We start from the raw sequence: 23653 nt of genomic DNA on the forward strand, positions 1-23653 counted from the left end.
GGCGGATCACCCGCGGTGACCGAGCATGTCCAGCAGCCCGTCGAGTTGGAGCTCGAACAACTCGTCGCGGTCGGCGAAGGTGTCGGTGCCGTACATGTCGAAGACGTCCGCGCTCACCGCCCCGAACAGACCGACCCAGAACGTCACGCCGCGAACCACCAGCCAGTCGGGCACCTCCAGCTGAAACTCGTTCCGGATCACCGCGAAGTTGCCCGCCAGGGGCGCGGATATCCGTGGCTGCGTGCCCGGCGCGGCGAGTTGCCCGGCACTCTGCGCGCGAGCGAACAGGGTCAGCAGCCTGGCGATCACCCGGGTGCCCGGCGCGGTGGTCTCGGTGGCAGGTGCGTCGTAGCCGGGAACAGGCGTGCCGAACAGCAATCCGTAGCGGGCGGGTTCGGCCAGCGCCCAACGCCGCACCGAACGCCCGAGAACTCGCAGCCCCGCGATCGGATCGTCCCCGGTCTCGGCCAGCGCATCGTCGACCGCGTCACCGAGGGCGTTGTAACCGTCCACGACGAGCAGGGTGAGCAGTTCGTCGCGACTGCGGACATACCGATAGACAGCCGAGGAGACCACGCCGAGATCACGTGCGACCGCGCGCAGCGAGAGGGCGGCAGCGCCCTCGGTCGCCAGGTGTTCGCGCCCGATTCGGACGATCTCGCTCATGGTCTGGGCCCTGGCGCGGGCGCGAGGTGTCGTCGGCATAGCAGAAACGATGCGCGTTTCAGAGAGCGTTGTCAACTATAGAGAGCGCCGCTCCCAACCGGGCCCGGGCAACCAACGGCGAACCCTATCACCGGAGTGATCGGCCGGTTCCGGCCGACTTGCGAACCGTTACTTACCCGGGAGTAGTGTTAGCCGAGTCACCGCGACACGATCGAGGAGTTCCACATGGACCAGCGGGCGACGGATTTCGACGTGCTGATCGTCGGTTCCGGGTTCGGCGGCAGCGTCACCGCACTTCGGCTGGTGGAGAAGGGTTACACGGTCGGCGTACTGGAAGCGGGCCGGCGCTTCGCCGACGAGGAACTGCCCAAGACCAGCTGGGAGCTGAAGAAGTTCCTCTGGGCGCCCGGGCTCGGCTGCTACGGCATCCAGCGCATCCATCCGCTGCGCAACGTCCTCATCCTCGGCGGCGCGGGCGTCGGGGGCGGGTCGCTGAACTACGCGAACACCTTGTACGTGCCGCCGGAGCCGTTCTTCCGCGATCCGCAGTGGCGTGACATCACCGACTGGCGCGACGAGCTCACCCCGTACTACGAACGGGCGCAGCGAATGCTCGGCGTGGTACGCAATCCGCATATGACGCCCGCCGACGAGGTCTTCAAGGCCGTCGCCGACGATATGGGCGTCGGCGACACCTTCGTGCAGACGCCGGTCGGCGTGTTCTTCGGCGAGCCGGGCAAGACGGTGCCGGACCCGTATTTCGGCGGGGTCGGTCCGGAGCGCACCGGATGCGTCGAATGCGGCGACTGCATGGTGGGCTGCAAGTACGGCGCGAAGAACACTCTCGTGAAGAACTACCTCTACCTGGCCGAGCAGGCGGGCGCCGAAGTCATCCCGATGACAACGGTGACCGAGCTGCGGCCGCACCCGGACGGCACCTGGGACGTGTCCACCACCCGTACGGGCGCCTGGATCCGCAAGCAACCCCGGACGCTCACCGCCGCGCACGTCGTGCTCGCGGCAGGCACGCGCGGCACCCAGAAGCTGCTGTTCGCCATGCGGGACAAGGGCGTGCTGCCGGACCTGTCCGATCGGCTCGGCGTGCTCACACGCACCAACTCGGAGTCGATCGTCGGCGCCGCGACCAAAAAGGTGCGCCCCGGCACCGACTTCACCAAGGGCGTCGCGATCACCTCGTCCATCCACCCCACCCCCGACACGCACATCGAGCCGGTCCGCTATGGCAAGGGCTCGAACTCCATGGGCCTGCTGCAGACGCTCATGGTGGACGGCGGTGGACGGATCCCGCGCTGGCTGCGCTTCCTCGCCACGGTGCTGCGGCATCCGATGAACCTGCTCAGCTTCCTGAGCACGAAGAATTGGAGTGAGCGGACCATCATCTCGCTGGTCATGCAGCATCTGGACAATTCGATCACCACCTACACCACACGCGGCCTCTTCGGCCGCAAGCTGACCAGCAAACAGGGCCACGGCGAACCCAATCCGAGCTGGATCCCGGTGGGTAACGACGTCACCAGGCGGGTCGCGGAGAAGATCGGCGGCATCGCGGGCGGCAGCTGGGGCGAGATCTTCAACATCCCGCTGACCGCCCATTTCCTGGGCGGCGCGGTGATCGGGGCCGACGCCGAGCACGGCGTGATCGACGCCTACCACCGCGTGTACGGCTACCCCACGCTCAGTGTCGTCGACGGCGCGGCGGTCTCGGCGAACCTGGGCGTCAACCCGTCGCTGACCATTACCGCGCAGGCCGAGCGGGCGGCGGCGTACTGGCCGAACAAGGGCACGGTGGACACCCGCCCACCGGTGGGAACAGGATACCGGCGTATCGCCCCCATCGCACCGGTGCATCCAGCGGTGCCGGCGAGTTCGCCCGCGGCGCTGGTGCTTCCGATCGTGGAGATCCAGGAGACCCCCGCCGCCGGATAGGCCCGGCGCCGGATCTGTTCAGGTGGCAGCGGGTGAGCGCAGGACCTGCCGACGCGAAAACCTGAACCGACCGCACGGCAACCTCGCCTCAATTAGCCTTTATCTGGTCTTTTGTCGCTGCGACAGCCAGGAGGCGACCGGTGAGCAGACGGTGGCGCGCGTTGCTCGGACCCACAGCGATGGCGACAGCCGTCATCCTCGCGACAGCGGGATGCGGCGGCGACGAAACGGACTCCACGCAAGCGGGAGCGTCCAGTTCCGCGGTGGTGCCCAACCGGATCGCCGGTGTGCCGATACCGGACGGTCGGATCGATGATGCCGTGGGCGAACTGGACCGGCGCGCGGAAGACCTGTTCGCCTCCTCCGGCGTTCCCGGCATGGCGATTGCCGTCGTGCACGGCGGGAAGGTCGTATACAGCAAGGGATTCGGTGTGCGCAACGTCGTCACCGAGGAGAAGGTCGACCCGGATACGGTCTTCCAGCTGGCATCGCTGTCCAAGCCGGTCGGGGCGACGGTCGTCGCCCGCCGGATCGCGGCAGGCGGTGTCGAATGGGACACTCCGGTCCACCGGCTGCTGCCGTCGTTCGCCCTCGCCGATCCCTACGTCACCGAGCATGTCACGATCGGCGACCTCTACGCGCACCGCTCCGGGCTGCCCGATCACGCGGGCGACCTGCTGGAGGACCTCGGCTACGACCGCGCCCAGATTCTCGACCGGCTGCGGCTGCTGCCGCTGGGCCCCTTCCGCAGTTCCTACGAGTACACCAATTTCGGGCTGACCGCAGCCGCCGACGCGGTGGCCGCCGCGGCGGGGACCGATTGGGAGACGCTGTCCCAGCGGACGATCTACGGTCCGCTCGGCATGAAATCGACCAGTTCCCGCTACGCCGACTTCGTGTCCCGCGCGAACCGGGCGGAGGGGCACGTGCTGATCGACGGGAAGTACGAGCCGGCGAACCCACAGCGTCAACCGGACGCGCAGTCCCCGGCCGGAGGCGTCAGCTCCTCGGTGGCCGACCTGGCCACATGGATGACGATGGTGCTCGCGGACGGGTCCGCGGGGAGATCGGTGCTGATTCCACCGGAGGATTTGCTGCCCGCCATCTCCCCGCAGGCGGTCTCCGCGCCACCGAAAACACCGGACGCCCGGGCCGGATTCTACGGATTCGGCTTCACCGTGAGCGATTCCGCCGCGGGCCGCGTCGTGCTCGGTCACTCGGGAGCGTTCGGTCTCGGCGCCGCCACCGCCTTCACCCTGATTCCCTCCGCCGACGTGGGCATCGTGACGCTCACCAACGCGGCGCCGATCGGCCTGCCGGAGACAGTGAACGCGGAGTTCGCGGACCTGGTCCAGTTCGGGGAGGTCCAGCAGGACTGGCGCACTCTCTACCGAACGGCGTTCCGGCCACTCGGCGCGCCGACGGGGGCGCTGGCCGGCAAACAGCCGCCTGCCGAGCCCGCTCCCGCGCGACCGCCGGCGGCGTACGCGGGTACCTACGACAACGCCTACTACGGACCCGCGACGATCAGCGCCACCGATCAATTCCTGACGCTCACCCTGGGCCCGAACAACCTGACCTTTCCCCTGAAGCACTGGAACGGTGACACTTTCGTCTTCACGCCTGCCGGCGAGAACGCCACGCACGGATCGCTCTCCCAGGCGATCTTCGACGGTGACAAACTCACCCTCGAGTACTACGACACCGAACATCTCGGTGTGTTCACCCGGCGGTGAGAGCACCGCGACACCGACCCTCGATCGCGGGCTCCGGCGCGGGACCCGCAGGCGACACGGACGGGGCCTACCATTCCCCAGGTGTTTGCCGACCGCCGTTGCGGGAAGTCGCTGAATGCAGCAGAGGAGGCAGCGATGACCGAACCGCACGAGACATACGACCCGCCGCAGGACACCGGCACGCCCGATTCGGTCGAAACCGATCCGGCGGCCCTCAACAGCGCCGAGGACCTGGACGAGGACCGGCTGCGTTCCGACCCGCTCGAGGCCGGAATGGACCCGCCGGAGCATTGGAGCGGCGTCACGAAGTACGGGGTGACGCAATGGGAGCAGGCTCATCCTCGATCGATCGGAGATCGGCTCGCCGAGGAGGAGCCCGACACCGATCCCGGCCGGGTCTCCGACACCGAGGCCACCGGAAGTGAGGACGACCGACAACTCCAGGACATCACCGACGACAGCGACCAAGTGCCGACCGCACGCCGCTACGAGGAGGAAATCGGCGTGGCGGCCGATGTCGCAGGCGGTTCGGTGGGCGACGACATCCGGCACCCGGCCCCGCCCGAATGACGGGTGATCGCCGTGGCCCGGCGCGCCACCGAGAAACGACATCCGCCGCGTATGGCGCGATCACTTCCGGCCCGGCCGGCCGGGCCGCGCGCACGCCGGTTCTTACTCGTGAGCCGAGCCGAACGCAACGGCCCGCCCGACGCTACGAAACACGCCGGACGGGCCGCTTCCCCGTTAGCCATGCGACGCCGCCACGTCACACAGCTCGATCATGGTAAGTGCCCCTGCCCGGCAGATCAGGCAGCCACGCCGGATCATCCGATGTCCGATCGCCCGAGCCGCACCGGGCAGCGGCGGTCTACCCGCGCCTATCCGATGTGGACCGGCGCCGACTTGGGGAAGACGACCGGCAAAGCCGTCAGCGCCCGGTGGAACGGACCCGGCCGCCATTCCAGTTCGGCCTTGGCCTTACCCAATTGGAGTTCCGGCAGAGCGTCGAACAGCTGATCGATCGCGTTCTGCACCGTCATGTAGGCGACCGATTTGGCCGGGCAGGCGTGCGGGCCCGCGCTCCACGCCAGATGGGAACGGTTGCCGATCCGGCTGCCACCGGGTTCGTCGGTCCCGCGGATCTGGGGATCGTTGTTGCACCCGGCGAGACTGATGAGCACCGGCTGGTCCGCAGGCAACCAGACGCCGTCGACCATGATCGGCTGGCGCGGATAGGTCGTGCAGAAGTTCGCCATCGGCGGGTCGTTGAACAAGACCTCGTCGAGCGCGTCGGTGGTGGACAGGTTTCGTCCGAGTACGTCGCCGAAGCGGAACCGGTCGTCGGTGATCATCAGCAACACGGCGTTGGTGAGCAGATTGCGCTGCGCCTCGAATCCGGCCCCGTAGAAGCTCATGAGCTGCGCGAAGATCTCGATGTCGTCGAGTTCGGTCGAGTGATGCGCCATCCGCGAGGTGACGTCGTCGCCGGGCTGCCGGCGCTTGAGCCGGATCAGCTGCATCAGCGCGTCCTTGAGCATCTTCATGCCCTCCGGACCCCGAACCGTGTCGAAGCGCGCGGCCATACCGGTCGCCACCCGCTCACCGATATCGGCCGGGCAGCCGACCATCTGGTTGAGCACTTCCAGGACGAGCGGGAACGCGTACTGAGTGACCAGATCGGCGGAACCGGCCGCACAGAAGGAATTGATCAACGGGACCGCGACGTGCTCGACCATGGAAGGCACATCGAACAGATCGATTCCGTCGATCGCGTCGACCGAAGCATGCCGATAGCGATCATGAGCGAGTCCGGTGCTGTACCGCGCGGCCGGATACCACTCCATCATCGGCCGCACGGGCGAGTCCTCGGGAATGGTCTTCTGCCAGGTGCGCGGATCGGACGGGAAATGGTCGGGATCGCTGAGGATTCGCACCGCGGTCTGGTAGCCGATCACCAGGGTGGCAGGCACGCCGGGCGCCAGTTCGATCGGGACCAGCGAGCCGTGCTTGCGACGCATCTCGCGGTACGCGTGGTGCGGATCCGCGACGAACTCTTTCGTATACATCTGGACGCGTGGGGCGTCCGCGTCCGTCAAGGGTCCGTGCTGGACGGGGCACGCTCCGGTTCCAGTGGTGTACGGCGCGGCCATCGGGGACTGTGGTGTGGTCAAGAACGTGACTCCAGGTAATGGACAGCTGGTCGACGAAAGTGATCTGTGAGCGGGTACACGTGCCTTCCAAGACCTGTCGTCCAGAGCTCGGAGACCCACTCACGCTAGCAACATAGCAACGCTCCGATCCCGCCGCTGACGAAAGGCAGTACCGGAGCACTCGTGAGAGCTGGTTTCGGACAACACAATTCGCCGAATCGCAGCACGAAATCGCGCCGGATGCGCCGGTCGGCGGCGAACAGGACGGTCTGCGCACCGGCTCGCGATCGCGCTCGGCACGTGGCGATCGCCCCTCGCCGCCGACGGTCACCCACTGCCGGCTACCGCAGGGCAGATCACTGTTCGGGATCGGCACCGCTACCGGCCAGGGCAACCGTGGTCGCGACCGCATGCCGCGCGGCGTCCACGGTGCATCGGCCGAGCCCGCAGGCGGTGGCGACACCGTAGGCCTCGCGTCCGGCGGCTTGTTCGAAAAGAGCGAGCGCGCGGGCGCTGTCCTCGTCGGAATCCGGCGACACGACACCGGCGATCACTCTCCAGTCCGGATCGAGCTCGCGCAACGGTGCGTAGAACCGGGGGTCCAGCGGCGCGGGCTCCGCGCCGTAGGCGCACGGGAGGTGCACCGGGGGCAGCGGTACACCCTGTCCGCGCAACAGCCGTGCGACGCGGCCGAGCAGCTTCACCGCCGGTGCCAGGCTGCGCGGAGTGAGCAGGCTCTTGTGCTGGTAGTCGCCATAGCACAGGTGCACGGTCGCTTCCGCGCCGATTTCGTGCATCCTGCCGAGAAAACCCGCGAGTTGCCCTGCGACGAGCGGTGCGAGTGCCCACTGCGAACGTAGTCGCTCGGCCTTCACCATACTCAGCAGCGCGATCGGCGACTCCAGTTGCCAGACGACACGGTCCCCGTGCCGGTCGACGATCTCGGTCATCTCCTGCACCACCGCTTCGGTGAACACCGGCAGCTGCCGCAGCGCGCCGACCACGAGCCCGGAGCGCCGCACGGCCGGCCATACGGGAAGCCCAGCGGAGACCGCGGCGCCCGCGAAGACGAACATCGCCAGATCCAGCGGGCTCGGTTGGCTGATCTGGACTTTCGTTCCGGCCAGCTCCGGGCGGTCGCTGCGCAGCGACTCGAATGTGTCCACGACCTGGCCGATCCGCTCGACCCGGTCCATCGCGACGTGCCGCGGCTGCAACGTGGCCCCGGATCTCAGCCCGTAGCTGGGGAAATCACTGTAGTCGGTGTAGTCGCCCGGGCGAACGACCTCGAAGACGTCGGCATGCCGTTTGCGCGTGCGCAGATAGTCGAGAATCCAGTCCGGATCGAGATCGCAAGGCACGGCGGTCACCGGCCGTCCCTCGCTGTGGTCGGCAAACCATTGCATGACGGCACGATCACCCGTCATCAGCTCGGCAGGCAGGCTGCCGACATAATGCGCGTATCTGGTCATCTGTGGCTCTTCTGTTGTCTGGACGCGAGATTCGCGCCCCAAGGGCATTCCCATTACGCCGATCGGTAGCTGTGCAAGCCTACACGGGTGCGCACGCATCTCGCACCCTGATGCTCCCGCGCTCCGGAACAACCGGTGGACCGGATACGTTGTGGGCCACAGTCTTCGCTTCATGCGCGGGTGAAGCCGGAATCCGGACAAACTGCGGCAGACGAGCCAGGCCAACCGAATACCCCACCGCGGCGGTCACGAAATCCGCTGTTCCATCCGGGTCCGCAGCCGATCCAGGGTGTGCCGGCATCGTCCGTGACCGGCCCGCACCGTTCCGCGCCACGTGCCGGATCGCATGCGGCGCGGCTTTCCGAAATTCCGCCACACGCAGGCGGATTCGCGGTCTACTTTCGCGCCGCGGTACCGCTGAGGGCAGGCGCGCCGATCGATCTCGGATACGGCGCATGCCCGAAACCCGCTCGGTGGTTCGAGCATCGGTCCCGCCACAGCATTCGGCAGCACCGGTACCGCTGCCGAGGACGAGACTTCCGTCGGGTTCCTGAGCCTGGGTCCGATTCGGCTGCCTTCCGGCAGCGCCGGCCTCGTCCGCACCGGCAGCGCCGGGACCGGTGCTCGTGGCCACCGTCATCACCGTCGTCGGTATCCGCCCGGCACCCGGCGCCGGACGAACCCGCTAGGTCTCCGATCGGTGCCGGGCGCGTGAACACCGGCCTCCCGCGCCGCACGAACGACCGTTGTTCGAGGTCGGCCGGTCATGTCCGGGCACCGCGGCGTTCAACCGGACACCGTACGGTTCCCCCGGTAGCACAGAGCGGCGGATGGAGATCCCGTGCCCGACCCACGACTTCGGACGTTGTGGCTGGCGAACGTGGCGGCGGGCGCCGCGGCGGTGACGGTGCGCGCACCGCGGTACCAGCTTCCGGCGCTCGGCAACTCGAGCCGGGCGCGCACCGACGTCGTCGCGACCGATCTCGAAGTGGTGACGGTGACCGACCACTCGGTGATCCTCACCTGGACGACCCGTTCCCGCGACCGTCATGGGCGCTTACGTCCGACGGCCACCGATACCGAGGTGCGCATCGCCTCGGCCGATGGCAGGCGCGCGGCGGCACCGCGCCACGTGGACACCCGGCCGACCGCCTATCACTACGCGGAGATCACCGGTCTCGAGCCGGGCCGCGCCTACCGCTTCGAGGCATACTCCGACGGAACCCGTGCCGTCCCCGCCCGCACGCTCGTGACCAGGCGCCCCGGCGCCCCGGAGTCCACCGGCGTGTTCACCACGGCCCCACCGCCGCCCGGCCGGCTCCTGCGCACCATCGCCCTCGCGAACGACGTGCACTTCGGCGAGAACGGCAGCGGGCTGTTCCTGCCCGGCCTGCCCATCGGCCTCCGGCACGAAACCGAGCAGTATCCGGCATTCATGCTCGACGCGCTCCTGACCGACCTACGCAGCCACGACCGTGCCGCGGATCACCTGATCCTCGCGGGCGACCTCACCGACTCGGGCACCCTGGCCCAGTCCCTGGCGGTGCGCGCCAGGCTCGACGCCTGGGGCACACTCGGCCGCGACTACTTCGTCTGCCGCGGCAACCACGACAAACCCGACGATCACCGCAACGATCCCTGGGGCAGCGTGTTCCACGCACGTCAACGGTTGGTCGCCCACCACGTCGGTGGCCTGCGCCTGATCGGCCTGGACACGACCCGCCTGCGTGGCTCCGGTGGCACCATCGTCGCACCGCAACTGGCGCGTCTGCGCGAGCTTCTCACCGCCGACCCCGACCGACCCACCCTCGTGTTCGGCCACCACCCGGTCACCTTCCACGCGGCGGTGAGCAACCCCGGCGGCCCTGGCTTCGTCCTGGACCGATCCAACGCCTCGGCCTTGCACACGCTCTACCGCGACGCCCCCGGCGTCTTCCTCCATCACTGCGGCCACACCCACCGCAATCGCCGCAACCGTCCCGATTCCGGCGTCGAGGTGGAGTTTCTCGAGGTCGCCGCCACCAAGGAATATCCGGGCGGATACACCCTGCTGCGCCTCTACGACGGCGGATACACCGTCAACTTCTACAAAACCAGGTCCGAAGCCGCCCGCTGCTGGAGCACCCGCACCCGCCGCCAATACCTCGGACTCCACCCCGACCACGCGCTCGGCAGTGTCCGTGACCGCAACCACACGGTCACCCGCGATTTCTCCGGCCTCGAACGAGCACGGCCGTTCTGAACGCCGCACCGGGCGCTGCCGCCGAGAGGTCCGGGTGGCGATCCGGCCATGACCCTCGACACCGGAGTCCGGCGCGACCACGAAGACCTTCGTCGTGGGCGACAGCGAGAAATCCGGTCAGGACCCGTCGACGGTGGCGAGGAACTCCCGCAGCAACGCAGTGATCGCTGCGGGTTGTTCCAAGCTGCTGGTGTGACCGCAATCCGCGATGGTGTGCAGGCGCGCCCCCGGGATCGACTCGGCGATGCGCTCGGATCGCGCGGGCGGCGTCGCGATGTCGTCGGCGCCGACGGCGACGAGCGTCGGCATCGTGATGGCGGCGATCTCGTGTTCCACCGAAGCGCGGTCGGCCACGCCGAGGACCGCCTTGCGCACCGCGGCACGATCACAGCGCCGCAGGCGGGCGGCCCACTCGTCGATGACAGGTCGATTCGCCGGGTCGGCGCGGAAGCTCGGACCGAAGAGGTGCGGTTCGATCCTGCCGAGAATCGGTCTCGCGCCGAACAGGCGCAGTGCGAGCGCGAGTCGCTTGTACTCCCCGATCTTGCCGGGATCCTCCGGTTCGGCGCTGGTGTCCAGCAACGTCAGTGAGCGCAGCAGCGTGCCGTGCCGCGCCGCGATCCGCTGCCCGACGAAGCCGCCCATGGACAAACCGACCCAGTGCACCGGAGCTGTCCCGAGACTCCGGATCACCGCCACGGCGTCGGCGGCGAGGGTATCCATGTCGTAGCCGCGGGCGGTCGCCGCAGTCGCGCCCTGACCGCGCCAATCGATCGCGACGCAGCGGTAGTGTTCGCGCAGTACCTCGATCTGCGGCTGGAACATCCAGCCGCCGAACAGTAGGCCGTGACCGAACATCACGGTGGCGGCCTGCGGGCGGTCGCGCGGTGCTCCGGTGTCGGTATAGGCGATCGGCGCGCCGTCGACGGTTATGGTGGGCATGAGTTCTCCTGCTCCGAGATATTCCGCACTACACCGAGATCGACAGTTCGGCGGGGCCGCGCACATTGATCCGGCCGTTCCAGCGCAATTCTTCGATGGTGGCCTCCGGGAAGCGCCGCACGAAGCGAGTGAAGGCGGCGCGGGCCTCGAGCCGGACCAGCGCCGCGCCCAGGCAATGGTGAATGCCCGCGCCGAACGACAGGTGCTGCTGCGCGTTCGGCCGGTCGAGGCGCAGCTCGTCGCCGTCCACGCCCCAGAACTCCGGGTCGCGATTGGCGGCGCCGATGCAGGCGAGCACCAGGCTGCCGGAGGGAATCGTCGCTCCGCCGATCGGTATGGGCTCCACGGTGATCCGGCGCATGAGTTGTACCGGAGTGTCGTATCGGAGCAGCTCGGCGACGGCGTTCTCGGCGAGTTCGGGATCATCCCGGAGCCGTCGCGCCTGGCTTGGGTAGCGCAGCAGGGCGAGGACGCCGTTCGCGAGGTGGTTCACGGTCGTCTCGTGACCCGCGATGTAGAGCAGCATCACCTGGGCGACCAACTCGTCCTCGCTCAGCACATCGCCGTCGTGTTCGGCGGTGATGAGCCGGCTCAGCAGGTCGTCGCCGGGCGTGGTGCGCTTCCAGCGGACCAGGTTCCCGACCATAGCGAACAGTTCCTCGTTGGCCGACCGGACCTTGGCCTGCAAGGCGGGATCGGGAAGGGGTTCCAGCGCCAGTACCAGTATCGCGGTGAGTTCGCGCAGCCTGGTGTGCTCGACCACGGGGATGCCCAGCATCTCGGAGATGATCGCGAACGGCACCGGGAACGCCAGTTCCGCGACGACATCCGCGGTGCCCGCCTCGGCGATGCGGTCCAGGGCGGCGTCGACGAGCTCTTCGGCTCTCGGTCGCAACGCCTCGATCGCGCGGGGCGTGAACGCCTTGGCGACGAGGCGGCGCAGGCGGGTGTGGTCGGGCGGATTCCGGTCCAGCATGGACAGTCCGCGCATCATACGGTTTTCCTTGCCCAGCCTGCCGCTGTCGCTCTTCCAGGTCGGCAGGCGGGTGAGATCCTGCTCGTCGACCGACTGCGCCGAGCGTTGCAGCGCGGCGGCATCCTCGTATTTCGACACGATCCAGAATCCGAGCGGGTGCTCGTGCACGGGTGCGCTGGCACGCAGCCGGTCGTAGTGCGGATAGGGATCCTCGGCGAAGCCCGCGGCGAAGGGATCGAACACGAAGGTGTCGGTGGTCATGGCCGCTCCTTTCGGTTCACGAGTTGACCAGTTTCACGTTGCGCATGGTGACAAGCGCTGTGGCGCAGAGTATTTCGTCCTCATCGTCGACCGAGAAGACGTCCGCCGCCGCGATCGTGATGAGTGCGGCGGGCTTGATCACCCGGCCGCGGGCGACGACCTTCGGCCCGGTGGCCGGGGCGAGGATCTTCACCGTGTAATCGATCGTCATGTTCGCCCATCCCGGCTGCAGCAGGGTTCCCGCCGCGGAGCCCGCGGCGAAATCCGCCAGGGAACCGAGCACCCCACCCTGGAAGAAGCCGTCGTGCTGGGTGAGTTCCGCGCGGTGCGGCTGAATGATCTCGGCCTCGCCGGGTGCCACCCGGCCGAAGGTGAAACCCAGGTGCCGGGCGGCGGGCATGCTGAGCACCGCGCCCGTCACAGTCGTTTCGAAGTCGGGGTTCGCGGCTTGCCATGCCCGCATGTGTTCAGCTCCTCGTCCGCAGTTGCGCCGGTTGTTCCACCTGCGGCGACCAGACCTCGAAACCCTCTGCCAGATACCGTTTTCTGGCTGCTGCCCGCATGATCTTCCCGCTGCTCGTCTTCTGCACCTGACCGGCCGAGGTCAGCACCACCTCGCCGATGGCCACTTCGTGCTCCCGCACGACCGCCGCCCGGATCGCGCCCACGATGTCGGCGCTGTCGTCCTCGGGCGCGTACCCACGCTTGACCTCTTGCACCACGACGATCTTCTCGCCGTCGCGCCCGGGCACCGAGAAGGCCGCCCCGCCGCCGATCCGCAGCGCGGGATGCGCCGCCTGCACGGTGTGCTCGATGTCGTGCGGGTAGTAGTTCCGGCCGCGGACGATGATGACGTCCTTGAGCCGGCCGACCACGTACAGCTCACCGTTCACCAGCACACCGAGGTCGCCGGTACGTAGGTAGGTTCGTGCGGGATCATCGGCGCAACGCGCCTGAAAGGTCTCCGCGGTCGCCTCCGGTTTCTGCCAATAACCTTGTGCGACATGATCGCCGGAGACCCAGATCTCGCCGATCCGATCCGGCGGGCACACTCGCCCGGTGCCGGGTTCCACGATGCGCAGTTCTTCTCGCGGCAGTACGCGACCCGAACCGGCCACGGTGCGGATCCGGTCCGCCGCCACCTCGGCGTACCGCCCGCGCCCCAGCGCTTCGACGTCCAGCTCCAGCGTCGTCGGGCCACATCCTTTCCGGCTGCCGGTGACCAGAAGCGTGGCCTCGGCGAGGCCATAGCAGGGATACGCCGCCCGCGCGTCGAACCCGTATGGGGCGAAGGTCTTCGCGAATCGCGTCAGCGTCTCCGCACGGATCGGCTCCGCGCCGTTGAACGCTACCTTCCAGCTGCTCAGATCCATCCGTGGCACCTCGCCCGCGCTCGCGCGCGCGACACAGGCGTCGAAGGCGAAATTCGGGCCACCGCTGGTGTGCGCGCGATACCGGGAGATGGCCTCCAGCCACAGCAGTGGTCTGCGAATGAACGTGGCCGGTGACATGAGAATGCCGGTCGCCCCGACATACAGCGGCTGCAGCACATTGCCGATCAGACCCTGGTCGTGAAAGAACGGCGCCCACCCGACCACTGTCGAGTCCCGATCGTGGCCGAATGCCCGCCGGATCATCTCCTCGTTCGCCATCAGATTGCGATGCGTGACCATGACGCCTTTGGGCGTCGCGGTGGAACCGGAGGTGTACTGCAGGAAGGCGACCGAGTCGAGTTCGGCGGCGATGGCCGGCCGCTCGGCTCGGGCCGCGGACAGGCCGTCCACCGCGAGCCAGTGCCGGACCTGGCGGATCGGCTCCAGCACCGGCCGCAGCGGCGCGATCAGCGCAGCGAGGGTCAGCACCGCGGCCGGCGCGCAGTCGAGGACTATGGCCCGGGTCGCGTCCTGCACTCGGTCGCGGCGCGGTGGATTCACCGGCACCGCGATGACTCCCGCGTAGAGGCAACCGAAGTAGGCGACGATGAAATCCAGGCTCTGCGGGAAGGCCAGCAGCGCCCGGTCCCCCGGCACGCACCGGGAACCGAGTTCCCGCGCTACCGCCAGCGCCCGGTGGTGCAGTTCGCCGTAGGTCAGAGCCGCTGCCTCCGAACCGTTCTCGTCCAAGAACACATACGCGGTTCGGTCCGGCTCGCCGACGGCGCGGCGTTCGAGGATATCGGGAAGCAGAATGGTGTCCGGCATGTCGGGTCCTCACTGCAGAGCCGCGGTCATCGCCGCCGCGACGGCCGCTCGATGCCGATGGTGGAAGAGGTGGTCGCCGGGGAATCGGTGCAGCGCGAAGCCGGCATCGGTGACCTCGCGCCAGGCCGCGGTCTCGCCGGGATCCACCACCGGGTCCTCGGTGCCGCAGAACGCGGTGATCGAGCAGCCGAGCCGGGGCAGCGGGCGGTGGTGGTACTCCTCGGACAGTTCCAGATCGGCGCGGGTCAGGGGCAGTGCGTAGCGCAAGAAGGCGACGCTGCGTCCTGCCGCGCCCCAGGCGTTCAGCGCGGCGAGCGTCGCCGCGAATTCGTCGTCGGGCAACCGGTGAATCGGGGCGCGGCGCGCCGACAACTGCGGCGCACGACGGCCGGAGACGAACAAGTGGGTCACCGGGGTACCCGCGGCGGCGAGCGCGCGGGCCAGTTCGAACGCGACCAGCGCACCCATACTGTGTCCGTAGATGGCGACGCGCACGGCGCGCCACTGCCCGAGTTGCGCCAGCAGCCCGTCCACCGCGTCCTCGACGCGGCGCAGCGGGTGCGCGCCGGCGAGGTCTTCCCGCCCGGGCAACTGCACCCGCACCGTGGCGATGTCCGCCGGGAACAGGTCGGGCCAGCGGTTGAACGAGGACGCCCCCGCACCGGCATGCGGAATGCAGATCAGCCGCACGGGCGCGTCGGTGGGCGTCCACCGCAGCCACGTCCGCACCGACCCGGGGGCGGTCATCGGGCGTTCCGCAGGGTGACCGGAAGGTGTTTCAGCCCGCGGACGATGAAACTGTGGTCCTGCCATTCGAGTTCGCCGTCCCGCGGTTCCACACCGTCCGAATGCCGGTACAGGTGGTCGAAGGCGACCTCCGCTTGCAGTTCGGCCAGCGGCCCGCCCAGGCACCCGTGCATTCCGTGCCCGAACGCGAGATGGTCCACGACGCCGCGGGTCAGGTCGAACTCGTCGGGGCGGTCGAACACAGCGGGATCGCGGTTGGCGGCGCCCAGGCACACCAGCACCTGGTCACCAGCCGAAATGCGATGTCCGTCGAGGTCGGCATCGCGGGTGGCCAGGCGCTTGGTCAGCTGGAGCGGACAGTCGTAGCGCAGCGCCTCGGTGACCGCGGCCCGCACGAACTCCGGCCGGTCCCGCAGCAGCGCGGCCTGGTCCGGATGGCGCAGCAGAGCCAGCACACCGTTGCCGATCAAGGATTTCGTGGTCTCGTTGCCCGCGACGAAGCACATGATGCAGACGAAGACGAGTTCCTCGTCGCCGAGCAGGTCGCCACCCGCGGTGCGCGCGGCGAGCAGCCGGCTGATCAGGTCGTCGCCGGGCCGGGCGCGCCGCTCGGCGAGCACCGCGCCCAAGGCCGTGGCGAACTCCTCGACCACCACGGATACACGCGCGAAGTCCTCCGACTTCATCAGCCCGGGCTCCAGCAGGAACCGGATGTCGTGGGTCCATGGGCCGACCCGCGCACGCAGCTCGCCCGGCAGGTCCATCCACTCGCACAGCACCGTCACCGGCAGCGGAGCGGCCAACTCGGTGATCACGTCCAAGCCGCCCGCGTCCCGTGCTCGCCGCAGGAGCTGTTCGGTCGCCCGTACGACCACAGGACGCAGTTCGGCGATCGCCGGAGCGGTGAACACCCGGTTCACCAGTCCGCGCAGTCGCGCGTGGTCCGGATTGTCGGTGAACACCAGCGATTTGCGGCCCAGCCGCTGGATACGCGCGACATCGCGCTGTCCGAATCGCTCGGCCTGCTCGCCGACCAGCCGGGGAATCAGGCCCGCGCTGAAGGAACGGTCGCGCAGGACGGCGCGGACATCGGCATGCCGCGTGAGCACCCACATGCCCAGCGTCTTGTGCACCGGCTGGGTCTGGCGCAGCTGCCGGTAGAGCGGATAGGGGTCACGCCGGAACTCGGCGCTGAAGGGGTTGAACCGGATGCGCGCCCGCCCCGCCTCGGCCTGGTCGTGTGCTCGCACCGTCATCCGGTCCGCACTTCCCGTCCGGTGAAGAAGCCGTCGCGGTAGGGCGCGAGCACCAGCCGCAGCAACCCGATCTTGCCCATCCGGAAGCCGAGCGCGGACAACTTGAGGTACCGCTCGTAGCGGGCGACCACTTCGGGGCCGACGACCTCGACGGCCTCCGCACGGTTCGCCCGCAGTCGGCGTGCCCATTCCTCGCAGGTCCACGCGTAATCCAGGCGTCCGTTGGTGACGGAGCGGATCTCGAAGACGCCTTCGGCCGCTGCCGCGATCTCCGCGAACGTCGGCAGGTCGGCGTCCGGGAAGATCTCCCGCTGCATGAACGCGCTCGCCTGCGCACGGTTCATATTGGCGTAGACGATGGTCTGCAACGACAGCACACCGTCGTCGTTCAGCCAGTCGCGGCAGCGCGTGAAGAACTCCCGGTAGACCCGGATCTTCTCGGCCGGAGCGTCGTCCGGGCGGGCGAAGTGCTCGAAGGCGCCGATCGAGATGATGCCGTCGAATCGGATGTCCGGCTCGTAGTGTGCCCAGTTCTCCAGCCGCACTTCGACCCCGGGCAGGTCGCGCGACCGCACGAACTCGGCCTGCTCGGCGCTCAGGGTCAGCCCGATCGACCGCGCGACCGCATGCCGCCGGGAAAGACGTTGCAGGATCGCGCCCCACCCGCACCCGATGTCCAACACCGCCGCGGCGTTGTCGGCGCCGATCGCGTCGAGGTGGAACCGCAGCTTCCGTTCCTGGGCCGTCTCCAGGGTGTCCGCGCTGGTTTCCCGAAGCGCGCAGGAGTAGGTCAGCGACGGATCGAGCCAGAGCCGATAGAAGTCGTTGCCCGCGTCGTAGTGGTGCCGGATCGCGGCCGCCGCGGCGTCGGCCCGATCGGCGCCGATCGATGCCGACACGGCTAGGCCACGCTCTTGTGGCTCTGCTCGTGCAGATAAACGGCCACCGCGTTGATATTGGGGTTGTCGAAGAGATCCTCGGGAGCGAGATCGACGCCGTACCGCTCCTCCACCTCCATCAGCAGCGCGACCGCGAGGGCGGAGTCCACCCCCAGCCGGTCGAAATCGGCGGCGGGGTCCACCGCCTCCGCCGGAATCTCGAGCAAATGTCCGAGGTACTCCTGGCACCAGCGGACGATGGCTTCCCTACTCGTATCCACGTTGCGTATTCCTCACACTGCATTGCCGACGGGTTCGGCATTTCCGGAAAGACGTTTGGCGGCCATCCGCGTCGCGGACGGTACTTTCAGATCCCGTGCCAGCCCGCAGATCTCGAGCATTTTGATGACCCAGAATCCGGGATCGAGCCGGTACCAGTCCAAACCGAAGGACGGCGACTCGGGAAACGCGTGGTGGTTGTTGTGCCACGACTCCCCCAGCGTCACCAGCGCGAAGACACCACCGTTATGGCTGTTCTCCCGTGACGCGTAGCGGCGGGTGCCGAACATGTGCAGGAACGAATTGATCGCCCAGACGATGTGTTCGAGAACGAAGATCCGCACCAGCCCACCCCACAACAGGCCGCTCACCGCCCCGGTCCAGCTGAGCGAAACCACTCCGCCGACCACCGCGGGGATCAGCAACCCGAGCGCCACCCAGTAGTAGTACAGGCGGGCTATCCGTACCAGGCCGCGATCCTTGATCAGGTCGGGCGCGTAGTGCACGACGTTCGGGTACTCGTGGCGGCGCATCCACAGGAAATGCGAGTGCGCCAGGCCCCGTAGTGTTCCGCGGAGCCCACCGCCGGAAAGGTTCGGCGAGTGCGGATCTCCTTCGCGATCGCTGTATTCGTGATGCCGCCGGTGCAGGGCAACCCAGGACACCACGCCGCCCTGTCCGGCCATCGAGCCGAGCACCGCCAGCACACCGGCGACCCACGGCGCCGCCGTGAAGGTGCGATGGGTGAACAGGCGGTGATAGCCGACGGTCACGCCGAGCCCGGTGGCCAACCACATCGAGAACAGCAGCAAGAATTCGGTCAGGCCGAACGGATGCACCCAGAGAAAGCCGAACGCCGCGGCCGTGCCGAGAATCGGCAGGATATCGAACAGCAGGAAATGCCGACGTTGCAGCCGATGAATGTACGGACTGCTGATCGTCTTCCTGCGGGGTTGCGGCTTCTCGCCGTTCGGATCACTGTCTTCGATATTCACTCGACTACACCTCGTGGGTCCGGTGCCCGATTCCACCAGCGGGACTTCTCGACCGTAACGTCGCCGACGGGAGGACCTTCGGCGGATCAAGAGCCCCCGATCGAGGGATCGAAATCGTTGATCGCTGTTCGGCTGCGATGTCGATTTCTCCGGCTTTCCCCGGCGTCGGGTCGACCACGCACGTTCGACGCCGCGGCGTTCGACCGGCCGGGCCGCCTGCTGCTCACTGCCCGGCCGGGCGACCGCGGCGACGTGAGCCGAACCGTCCCATCACCAGCGGCCGCCACCGCTGCGCTCGGTCCACGCCACGACGCGCAGCGGAAACGAACCCATGCCGCGCACCGGCGCGGGCAGCGCGACCAGCCTGGCGCCGACGCCGGGCAGGGCGTCCAGGTTGGTCATCTGCTCGATGATCGGGATTCCCGCGCCCAGCAGCGTGTGATGGCACGGACGCGTCGGCAACGACGTGTCGTCGATGTCGAGCGAGTCGATTCCCACCACCGCCACATTCGCGGCGACCAGCGCGTCGGCGACCTCACCGACCAGGAACGGATGCCCGGGGTCCCGATACCCGGCCGAACCCCACTTGGCCGACCAACCGGTGTGCACCAGCACCGCCTTGCCCCACAAGCGCGCGGGATCGCCGAGCACATCCGGCCCCACCGCACGCAGTCCCGACGCGCGGATCAGCACGATCGGCACGTTGAACAACCGTTCCAACGGCAGCTCGGCGATGTCGGCACCCTCGGCGTGGACAAGGAAAGGCGCGTCGATGTAGGTCCCGGTGTGGCCGACCATGTCCACCCGTGCGATGTCATAGGTCATGTCGGTCAGCGGCGATCGGTCCCGCCCCATCGCCGTGGTGACGCGTGGCGCGGGCAGGCCCGGATAGGTGAGCATGCCGTCCGAGACCGGATGCGACAGCTCCACGATCGCTCGGCTCATACCAGGGACGCTACCGGCCGATCCCGTGGTCGTATATGGAGTCGCCGAGGCGCGGTCGGCACGTGCGCGTCGCCCCGGAGAAGCGCAGAATGGACCCGGAAGGTCATCATGCGACTACTGCAAGGTCTGCTCGGCGTCGTGCTGGGAATTCTCACGGCCGTGCTCGGCACGGTACTGGGGCTGGTCGCGGCCGTACTGTGGCTCGTCGGCGCGGTGCTGTGCGTGACGGTCATCCTGCTTCCCCTCGGACTCCCGGTCGTCAAACTCGCCCGCCGCCTGTTCACGCTCTCCCGGCAGCTGATGCATCTGCCCTGACGGCGCGCCACAGGTCAGCGGCTCAGGACGAAACCGCTGTTTCCCAGCAGGATTCGGCGGACCCCGCGCCGAAGCTCGGCGATTCACCTGCTCCGGGAAACGGCGCGGCAGCCAGCGTGGGCCGATATGGCGACACCCCTGGCGTACACGGCCACCTACTCCCCTTCGGCCGAGACGCTTCGCGCGGCGCTGCCCGACGAGCGGCCACCGACACGCCGATCGGTGACCGGCCCCGGGGAGTCGATCGGGCCTTTCGGATCAAGCGGGCGCGGTCACCTCATCGGCGGCGTGCTCCGCGCCGGACGCGGGCTGGTGCCCCAGCGCGGGCGCGATCAGCTCCACGGTGTCGTGCAGGATCTGCTCGTAGTCGCCTCGGTGGAATTCGTAGGGCAGCTCCAGCCGCAGCTCCGAGGTCTGCGCGAGCACCGGATCGGCACGCAGCCGCTCGATGATCTCCTCCGCGGGCCCGACCAGGTCGGGCGCGAACAGGACGCGCCGCTCACCCTGCGGCCCGAGGGTGCGCTCGTGTCTGCTCGCCGCGTACTGCCGGTACCGCTCGCGAGTCGATCGGTCGGCGCTGTCGAACGGGACGATCACCCGCCCCACCGCGACCCGGGCGGGCCGGGCCGGATCCGCCAGTCGGCGGAACTCGCCGATCAGGCTCGACTGGGTGGTGCGGAAATCGTCGCTGTGCTCGCCGACCACGATGTTGCCCGTCAGCAGGTTCAGCCCGTTCTCCCCGGCCCAGCGGACCGAACGCGTGCTGCCGCCGCCGTACCACAGTCGATCGATCAAGCCGGGATTGTGCGGCTGCAACCGGGGCCGCTGGATATTGCCCGGCGAGTGGATCACCGTGTCGGCGTCACCGAGGTAGTCGCCCCGCAGGTTCTCGATCAGCCGGGCGATCCGTCCGTAGGACAGATCGTAGGTACGCCAGTCCCCGTCGAAGACCAGGTCGCCGATCAAGTCGGCATGCGGCGGCGTGCCCGCACTGAACCCGGCTTGCAACCGGCCCCGCGACAGCACATCCGCCAGCGACAGATCCTCGGCCAGCCGGAACGGGCTTTCGTAGCCGATGGGAATCACGGCCGTGCCCAACTCGATTCGACTGGTGCGCTGCCCCGCGGCGGCCAGGAACACCGCAGCCGACCCGACGCCGTGCTCGAGATGCCGCTGCCGGATCCACGCACCGTCGAAGCCGAGGTTCTCGCCGTACTCGAACAGCCGCAGCGTGTCCTCAAGCCCGGAGTAGGGGTCGTCGTCGGCGTAGTTGCCCGGCGTCAGGAACGACAACGTCCTGATCCGAAATGTCGTGTCACTCATCGGTTCAGCCACGCTCGTACGGCAGTTTCTCACCGGCTTCGATCGCGACCGGGAGCCGGTTCTCCGCGGGCGGCAACGGGCAGGTCGCCAGGTCGGTGTAAGCGCAGGGCAGATTCGCGGCGCGGTTGAAGTCCAGCCGCACCGATCCGTCGGCGTCCGGCGGTGACAGCTGCAGGACGCGGTTGGCGGCGTAGGTGGTCACCTTGGAGGTCGCATCGGTGAAAAGCACGATCAGACCGCCGGGGTCTTTGCCAGGGAAAGCGGTCAGGCGCAGCGGCCGTCCATCCAGCTCGAACTCGACCTGCCCGGGCGCGTCGTAGACATGTTCCAGTCCTTCGACAGCGGCGCCGACCGTGGTCGGCCGCGGCTCCGGGAAGGCGACATACCGCCCGGTGACCACCCACTTCGGGTGCGGTGGGTAGGCGGGCGTGCCGCGAAACGCCGTGCGCAGCGGATTGTCCGGGTGCCGCGGCCGAACGATGTCGTGCCCGCCACGCTTGGCGACCTCGATCACCGCGTCACCCCACACGGCGTGCACGCCACCACGCTCGGGGATGACCCCGAACCCATACCGCCCGCGCACGGGCTTCCCGTCGACCACCAACTCCTCGCCGTCGTCGAGAACCACCGTGACGCCGTCGGCACCGGTGGACCAGGCGCCGGGCGCGTCGGGGAATCGCTGCGGCGTCTCGGCCAACCAGTGCAGATTGGTGATGGCCAGGAAACCGTGCGGGTCGGCCAGTCGCTGCTCCTGCCCGCGGTGCCAGTCCTGCCAGTCGGCGACGAAGGCGTCGGTCGAAGTTGCCGCGGCCTGCGCTGTCATGTGGTGCTCCTCGTCTGCAATTGTGTCCGTCCCGGGTTCGGCACCGCCCCACACGCTTCGATCCGAGGCGTTGGGGCGCCACCGCGGACGACCACGAACGGAGGTGATACCGGATTCAACCGCAGACAGCGGCCCGCGAACAGAATTGCGATCAGCGCGAACGCAACCGGCTCACCGGCATTCACCTCGTCGTGTGCGCGCCGCCATTGACGTGGATCGTCTGGCCGGTGATGTGCCGGGCGTACGGCGAGGCCAAGAACTCGATCAGCCCGGCGACGTCATCGGGATCACCCGCGCGTTTGTCGTGCGTGGAGTCGATCAACCAGGTGCGTCGTTGCTCGCTCAGCTGCCCCTGAAAGAAATCGGTGTTCTCGATGTAACCGGGCGCGACCGTGTTCACCGTGACGCCCTTCGGCGCCAGCTGTGCCGACAAACCGGCCGACCACGCCGCCAGCGCCGCCTTCGCGGCACCGTAGGACCCCGCCGCGTACTCCGCGCCGATCGAGCCGACGTTGATCACTGCCCCGCCGGGGCGCAGCCGATCCCGCAGCGCCGAGGTGGTCAGGACCGCGCTCAACAAATTCGTCGACAGGTTCGCCTGCCATTGCGCGGCCAACTCCGCCAGCGAGGTCATCTCGCCGCTTCTGGTGAGATCGGTGTTCCCCCCGGCCATGTTGACCAGAACATCCACCTCGGACCCGACCGCCTCGGCGAACCGCTCCACGTCCGACGGGACTCCCGCATCGCAGACGATCCCACGCACTCCGAGCTCCCGCACGGCCCGTTCGACCCGTTCCTCCGAACGGCCGGTGATCACGACATTCGCGCCGCCCTCGGCGAACCGCTGCGCCACTCGGCGCCCGATTCCGCCGCTCGCACCGGTGACGACGACCGTTTCCCGCATTCTCGCCTCCTCGCTATATATTTAGCGCTAAATATATCCAGGGGAGAGACTTCCGGCAATGACGTACGAAGCACACGACGAGATACCGTCACCCGCCCGGATAGCCGCGGCATGGCGCCGGGAGCTGCCGGGCGCCCGGGTCGAGTCGATCGAGATACTCACGCCGCTGTGGCGGGTCGCCAAACTCCTCACCGACGAGCGGCAGCGCACCCTCCAGCGGCTCGGCATCGACGAATCGACCCTCGACCTGCTCAGCACCCTGCGCCGATCCGGGCCGCCCTACCAGCTGACCACCCGCCAGATCGCCGCCCGCAGCCTCGTCACGGCGGGTGCGATCTCCCAGCGCCTGGCCCGCGCGGAAGCGGCCGGGCTGATCACCCGCGAACCGACCTCGGCCACCCGACGCGGCGTCCTCGTCACGCTCACGCCGGATGGCCATCGCCGCATCGAACGAGTCGTCCCCGCTCTGCTCGAGCACGAAACCGCCTTGACCGACCAACTCCCCGCCGACGAACGCGCCGTACTCGCCGCGGCATTGCGCACGCTCGCCGCAGCGATTCGCTCCGCCGAACCGGCATAGCCCACCGTGACCGAG

22 protein-coding genes are annotated in these 23653 nt (G+C 68.5%); 6 read left to right on the forward strand and 16 right to left on the reverse strand.

What is annotated here, in order from left to right:
* Positions 1–6: 6 nt before the first annotated feature.
* Positions 7–705 (reverse strand): TetR/AcrR family transcriptional regulator, encoded by a 699-nt coding sequence (locus ACT89H_RS07945; protein WP_445107859.1) that lies wholly within the window; start codon positions 703–705, stop codon positions 7–9.
* 186 nt (positions 706–891) lie between these two features.
* Between ACT89H_RS07945 and ACT89H_RS07950 the strand changes: the two genes are divergently transcribed.
* The 3 genes from ACT89H_RS07950 to ACT89H_RS07960 all read left to right on the forward strand — a co-directional run bounded on the left by ACT89H_RS07950 (position 892) and on the right by ACT89H_RS07960 (position 4919).
* A complete protein-coding gene (locus ACT89H_RS07950; RefSeq protein ID WP_445107860.1) occupies positions 892–2613 on the forward strand; it encodes a GMC oxidoreductase in 1722 nt (573 codons plus the stop codon).
* A 179-nt stretch (positions 2614–2792) separates the two neighbouring features.
* Complete coding sequence (locus ACT89H_RS07955; protein WP_445108255.1) at positions 2793–4349, forward strand: serine hydrolase; 1557 nt, start codon at positions 2793–2795, stop codon at positions 4347–4349.
* A gap of 135 nt (positions 4350–4484) precedes the next feature.
* Positions 4485–4919: a hypothetical protein gene (locus tag ACT89H_RS07960; RefSeq protein WP_445107861.1), complete on the forward strand. Its 435-nt coding sequence runs from the start codon at positions 4485–4487 to the stop codon at positions 4917–4919.
* A 308-nt stretch (positions 4920–5227) separates the two neighbouring features.
* Here ACT89H_RS07960 and ACT89H_RS07965 read toward each other — a convergent pair whose 3' ends face one another.
* Together ACT89H_RS07965 and ACT89H_RS07970 are read right to left on the reverse strand one after the other, a co-directional pair.
* Entirely contained in the window at positions 5228–6520 is a 1293-nt protein-coding gene (locus ACT89H_RS07965; protein WP_445107862.1) for a cytochrome P450 family protein, read from the reverse strand.
* A 335-nt stretch (positions 6521–6855) separates the two neighbouring features.
* On the reverse strand, positions 6856–7971 hold the full coding sequence (locus ACT89H_RS07970) for a hypothetical protein (protein ID WP_445107863.1): 1116 nt from the start codon (positions 7969–7971) through the stop codon (positions 6856–6858).
* 841 nt (positions 7972–8812) lie between these two features.
* On the opposite strand from ACT89H_RS07970, the gene ACT89H_RS07975 reads away from it, so the two are divergent.
* The gene (locus tag ACT89H_RS07975) at positions 8813–10213 is read left to right on the forward strand and encodes a metallophosphoesterase (protein WP_445107864.1); all 1401 of its coding nucleotides are present in this window, start codon (positions 8813–8815) and stop codon (positions 10211–10213) included.
* Positions 10214–10330: 117 nt separating this feature from the next.
* On the opposite strand, the gene ACT89H_RS07980 is transcribed toward ACT89H_RS07975, so the two are convergent.
* From ACT89H_RS07980 to ACT89H_RS08025, 10 genes are all read right to left on the reverse strand, one after another.
* Positions 10331–11155 carry an alpha/beta fold hydrolase gene (locus tag ACT89H_RS07980; RefSeq protein WP_445107865.1) on the reverse strand — a complete coding sequence of 275 codons (825 nt, stop codon included), beginning with the start codon at positions 11153–11155 and terminating at the stop codon, positions 10331–10333.
* Positions 11156–11183: 28 nt separating this feature from the next.
* On the reverse strand, positions 11184–12392 hold the full coding sequence (locus ACT89H_RS07985; protein ID WP_445107866.1) for a cytochrome P450: 1209 nt from the start codon (positions 12390–12392) through the stop codon (positions 11184–11186).
* 16 nt (positions 12393–12408) lie between these two features.
* Positions 12409–12855, reverse strand: coding sequence for a PaaI family thioesterase (locus ACT89H_RS07990; RefSeq protein WP_445107867.1), 447 nt, complete (start codon positions 12853–12855; stop codon positions 12409–12411).
* 4 nt (positions 12856–12859) lie between these two features.
* A complete protein-coding gene (locus tag ACT89H_RS07995) occupies positions 12860–14593 on the reverse strand; it encodes a fatty acyl-AMP ligase (protein WP_445107868.1) in 1734 nt (577 codons plus the stop codon).
* A 9-nt stretch (positions 14594–14602) separates the two neighbouring features.
* Positions 14603–15340 carry a thioesterase II family protein gene (locus ACT89H_RS08000; RefSeq protein WP_445107869.1) on the reverse strand — a complete coding sequence of 246 codons (738 nt, stop codon included), beginning with the start codon at positions 15338–15340 and terminating at the stop codon, positions 14603–14605.
* On the reverse strand, positions 15337–16596 hold the full coding sequence (locus ACT89H_RS08005; protein WP_445107870.1) for a cytochrome P450: 1260 nt from the start codon (positions 16594–16596) through the stop codon (positions 15337–15339). Before ACT89H_RS08005 ends, ACT89H_RS08000 begins: the two co-directional genes overlap by 4 nt.
* Positions 16593–17495 (reverse strand): class I SAM-dependent methyltransferase, encoded by a 903-nt coding sequence (locus ACT89H_RS08010; RefSeq protein WP_445107871.1) that lies wholly within the window; start codon positions 17493–17495, stop codon positions 16593–16595. Before ACT89H_RS08010 ends, ACT89H_RS08005 begins: the two co-directional genes overlap by 4 nt.
* A 2-nt stretch (positions 17496–17497) precedes the next feature.
* The gene (locus ACT89H_RS08015) at positions 17498–17755 is read right to left on the reverse strand and encodes an acyl carrier protein (RefSeq protein ID WP_445107872.1); all 258 of its coding nucleotides are present in this window, start codon (positions 17753–17755) and stop codon (positions 17498–17500) included.
* A 12-nt stretch (positions 17756–17767) separates the two neighbouring features.
* Complete coding sequence (locus ACT89H_RS08020) at positions 17768–18748, reverse strand: acyl-CoA desaturase (RefSeq protein WP_445107873.1); 981 nt, start codon at positions 18746–18748, stop codon at positions 17768–17770.
* A gap of 270 nt (positions 18749–19018) precedes the next feature.
* Positions 19019–19693: a cyclase family protein gene (locus ACT89H_RS08025; protein WP_445107874.1), complete on the reverse strand. Its 675-nt coding sequence runs from the start codon at positions 19691–19693 to the stop codon at positions 19019–19021.
* 108 nt (positions 19694–19801) lie between these two features.
* On the opposite strand from ACT89H_RS08025, the gene ACT89H_RS08030 reads away from it, so the two are divergent.
* Positions 19802–20008, forward strand: a complete 207-nt coding sequence (locus ACT89H_RS08030) for a hypothetical protein (RefSeq protein WP_445107875.1) — start codon at positions 19802–19804, stop codon at positions 20006–20008.
* Positions 20009–20266: 258 nt separating this feature from the next.
* On the opposite strand, the gene ACT89H_RS08035 is transcribed toward ACT89H_RS08030, so the two are convergent.
* From ACT89H_RS08035 to ACT89H_RS08045, 3 genes are all read right to left on the reverse strand, one after another.
* Complete coding sequence (locus tag ACT89H_RS08035; protein ID WP_445107876.1) at positions 20267–21331, reverse strand: LLM class flavin-dependent oxidoreductase; 1065 nt, start codon at positions 21329–21331, stop codon at positions 20267–20269.
* Between the two features lie 4 nt (positions 21332–21335).
* Positions 21336–22154 (reverse strand): DUF1684 domain-containing protein, encoded by an 819-nt coding sequence (locus ACT89H_RS08040; protein WP_445107877.1) that lies wholly within the window; start codon positions 22152–22154, stop codon positions 21336–21338.
* Between the two features lie 181 nt (positions 22155–22335).
* Complete coding sequence (locus ACT89H_RS08045; protein WP_445107878.1) at positions 22336–23058, reverse strand: SDR family NAD(P)-dependent oxidoreductase; 723 nt, start codon at positions 23056–23058, stop codon at positions 22336–22338.
* 58 nt (positions 23059–23116) lie between these two features.
* On the opposite strand from ACT89H_RS08045, the gene ACT89H_RS08050 reads away from it, so the two are divergent.
* On the forward strand, positions 23117–23638 hold the full coding sequence (locus ACT89H_RS08050) for a MarR family winged helix-turn-helix transcriptional regulator (protein WP_445107879.1): 522 nt from the start codon (positions 23117–23119) through the stop codon (positions 23636–23638).
* Positions 23639–23653: the final 15 nt, after the last annotated feature.

It is taken from the genome of Nocardia aegles, assembly GCF_052545135.1.